Source organism: Microcoleus sp. B9-D4, assembly GCF_036705105.1.
Taxonomy (GTDB): Bacteria; Cyanobacteriota; Cyanobacteriia; order Cyanobacteriales; family Microcoleaceae; genus Microcoleus.
The window spans coordinates 1-3796 of the sequence record NZ_JAUBTS010000136.1 but is presented as its reverse complement, the minus strand read 5'-3'; the positions used below and the strand labels follow the sequence as shown (position 1 = coordinate 3796).

The following is a 3796-nucleotide window of genomic DNA, read 5'->3' as shown; positions in this document are numbered from 1 at the left end:
AATTTCAAAGGTGGTACCCGCCACGTGATTTATCCGTGGAATCAATCCCAAATCGAAAATCGAAAATCCTCAAGCCCGCATTTATCTCGCGCAAGTCAATCTAAAATCTAAAATCTAAAATCTAAAATCGATTGACGCACCCTACAAACTCTGTTGTGGGGAGTAGGGGTTGGGCTTCTAGCCCGCCCGGAATATACAAATTAAATGCACAACAGTTTATTGAACAATTTCGCTGCGGGATACCTTACTCTTTCTAGTAGGATTTGGCGTTAATTCCGGTGGCGAAACTTGAACACTTCCCCACTCATTCACAAAGCTTTTCAGCAAAACCTCTTGCTGAGTGCGAAATGTCTCGACATTTGCCCCTCCATTCATAATCACAAACCACACAGTTTCTTGTTTTTGAGTTGGCAGGGCTCCGCCCAAAGCGCTAACATTATCCAACGTGCCAGATTTGACTACTGCTAATTGGGGAAGCGCCCGTTCTGCCAGTATTCCTTCATCTTTCCCAACTACAGTTAAGACATCAGCAACTGTCATGCTGTAAGGTTCAAGATAGCGTTCTAAAGCTAGAAATAACGCGCAAGCAGCCCGTGGAGAAATGAGATTTTCTTCGCTCAATCCCGAACCGTTGACGAGTTGAATTTCTGCGGGCGGAACTCCGGTTGCTGCTGCGGCTTTTTGCGCGACTGTTTTAGCGCCGCCGACAGTATCAGCTAGCATATCTGCCATGAGATTGTTGCTGTACTGATTCATTTTTTTGATAAGTTCAGCAAGGGGTAAAGAATAATGTTTTACTAAAGGCTGCACCTCGTTCGGAGATGCTGGCAAAACTTGTACAGTACCCTCAATTGATATTTGGGGTTTTGGCGTATTTGGAGGCAGGGTTTGATACTGGGCGGCGGCTTCGCTGGGCCAGATTTGACTGTTCAATCCTTGTTTGAGCAATTCTCCAGATTTGAGGGGATCAAGTTCAAAGTTCATGTAAAACTTATCGACAATTATCAAATTGCCACTGACTCGCTTGATGCCTTTTTGATTTAAGGCGTTACCGAGGGCGATCGCCTCTTCCCAAACAAACAACGGATCTTCGCTTCCCTGTACAATTAAATCGCCTTTTAATACGCCGTTTTCAATTTTTCCCGTTGTACCAATTAAGGTAATAAATTGATGTTCCGGCCCGAATTGTTGCAGCGCTACGAGAGATGTTGCTACTTTGGTAATAGAAGCGGCGGACAGAGGAACGGTACCTTGATGATTGGCTAGCAAAGTATTGCCAGATTGCATCCAGACGCCTTGGTTTTCTTTGGCAAAACCTTGGGCAGCCAACCCGTTGAGATATTGCTGGATTTTGGTATTTGTGGGGGTTTCGGGGTTGGTAGCAGAGACTATTAAGGGTAAGGGCTTCGGCTGACTTGGTTTAACTGGCGGCGGGGAAGATTCAGCTACAGGAGAGGGAGATGCAAGTTGAGGTGATTCAGTAGCGGCGCATCCGGCAATAATTGTGAGAAGGGCGATCGAACTCGCAGCAGTCAAGTAACGGTTTTTCAGCATTACGTTAATTTTTTTCATCAAATGTACGATCGTCTGTCAGCACGCCCGATGGAAAGTTTAACATTAACACGCGCGTTTTGGAGCATCTGGATCTGCGTTACCAGAATCCCGAACCGCTAACATTAGCTATCTTCTTCTCCATCTTCCTTCGCGTTCTACCCTACGGGAACGGCTTCGCCGAACGCGTCTTCGCGGTTTGTTAAATAGAGATTGTTTAAAGACTGCGGAATTTTATACCAATAGTCCGGACTGTTTTTAGTTCGTAGTCTGAAACCCTCGATTTTTCGTAGATCACATCTTGGATCATTCTCAAGAACAGGCAAGATGCCTGTTCCACAACAAGTGCAATTTCTTGTGGGGATTAGGGGTTGGGCAGGAGAGCCCGCCCATAAAAAGCTTATTAAAAATGGTGCAAGATGTCAGTTCGTAGCGAACTTCCCGCAGAGCCTTGAAACCATTATTTTACGGTTGGTCATCAAAAACTGTTTGAAGTATTGTTATACCAGTTCCCAAAAACAATGCAACTCTAGGCAAGCTCCCAACCCTTATCTTATAAGCCATTCCCAATTGTAAAATCTAAAATCTAAAATCTAAAATCTAAAATCTAAAATCTAAAATCTAAAATCTAAAATAGTATGATCTTCAGCGCCTGGGGCCTTCACCCCAGGCCGATCGCTCTCACAAATTTTCGATAAACTGGTTTCGTATAGTAAACGATTTTTTGTAAATTTCTCGACGATAGCGGTAGACATTGGTAGTATGTAATCAACAAAAAACCACCGTGTATGACGAATTCCAATACATTGGATACGGACTCAACTTCACACGCAAAGGGCTTCTTGCCCTTTTGGGACAAGTCATGTCAGGAGATATCGACACAGTTGTGGTCGTCGATCGCGTTGACTTCCTCGCGCGGTTTGGTACCCACATTATCAAGGGGATCTGCCAACAGCAAAATTGCTAACTCCTGGTTCTGTGCCGAACAGACTTATCTCCCTAACCAGAAATGGTTGAAGATATCCTATGAATCATCGAGGCTGACCATTGCCGACTCTACGGACTCCGTAAAGACAAATCTACTATCCAAAAAGATCCGAGTCTACCCGGAAACAAAACTAGCTGAGAAATGGCGGACATGGATAGCCGCGAGTAGATGGTGTTACAATCAAGCAATTGCCATTCTCAAAAATGAAAAAATTGGTAAATATGAGTTGCGTAAACGCATCATGGATTCAGCGCCTGAATGGGTGTCTCAACAGCCATACAACCCGCGTCAACTAGCAGTATTTCAAGCCTACGAAGCACACAAAGCAGCTTGTAAATCAAAAGGTATAGCCAAGTTTAGAAGTTGTAAATCTCCTAGTCAAACTATTAGGTTTCAAACAGCGAACTGGAAATCAAACACTTTCTATCCCCGTGAAACCAAAGGCTTGTCTTTTCAGGCTGCCGAACCAATATTGGAGGTACTGCAACACGAACCAACCCTTAGCCTAATAAACGGTCAATGGTTTATCTGCTATGCGGTTGACACGATTGCACCGCTTCCTACTCAATCGGAGCTAGCTATTGCCTTAGACCCGGGAGTCAGAACGTTTATGACTGGATTTGACGGTCATAATATACTGAAATTAGGCAAAAGTGATATCGGCCGCATTTATCGGTTAGCCAGACATTTAGACAAGTTAATGTCTCGGATCGGAATGAGCAAAGGTAGTCAGTTTAAGCGGGTGCGGTATCGATTGAGAAAAGTAGCAGCGATGATTCGTGTTAAAATTAAGAACTTAGTTTCGGAATTGCACAACAAGGCAGCTAATTACCTAGTTAGCAAGTATAAATTAATTTTATTGCCAACATTTGAGACGCAGCAAATGGTAAAAAAGGGTAAGCGAAAACTTGCCACGAAGACAGCTAGAGCGATGGTAACTTTGAGTCATTATCGTTTTAAACAAACGTTGAAGCATCAGGGAGCATCCCAATTTTGTAAAAGGGGAAAAGTATGATACAGTTCCCCTTTTATTTTAGCTGAGCCCTATATTATAGGATGTAAAAAATTAGCGATACTCTCATCAAATTCGCTTATCAAAATATATAAACTTAAACAAGTAGACCAAAAATACCTAAAGAATTTTAGAGAATTTATAATAATTCATTTAAGTAAGTACACCCTGGGGGGGTGACAACCCACCCCAAACCCATAGCTAGTAAGGATTGAGGCAACTTGTGGTAAAAAAAGATAGGCAGC

At 43.2% G+C, this 3796-nt stretch carries 2 protein-coding genes; one reads left to right on the top strand and one right to left on the bottom strand.

The window, feature by feature from the left end:
- Window positions 1-216 precede the first annotated feature (216 nt).
- On the bottom strand, window positions 217-1572 hold the full coding sequence (locus QUB24_RS32935; protein ID WP_333157762.1) for a D-alanyl-D-alanine carboxypeptidase: 1356 nt from the start codon (window positions 1570-1572) through the stop codon (window positions 217-219).
- Window positions 1573-2339: 767 nt separating this feature from the next.
- Here QUB24_RS32935 and QUB24_RS32930 point away from each other — a divergent pair.
- Entirely contained in the window at window positions 2340-3554 is a 1215-nt protein-coding gene (locus QUB24_RS32930) for a transposase (RefSeq protein ID WP_333157761.1), read from the top strand.
- Window positions 3555-3796: the final 242 nt, after the last annotated feature.

Bases quoted from the DNA above. Each gene is read 5' to 3' on its own strand.
- QUB24_RS32935 (WP_333157762.1), bottom strand. From the start codon at position 1,572: ATGAAAAAAATTAACGTAATGCTGAAAAACCGTTACTTGACTGCTGCG.
- QUB24_RS32930 (WP_333157761.1), top strand. From the start codon at position 2,340: ATGACGAATTCCAATACATTGGATACGGACTCAACTTCACACGCAAAG.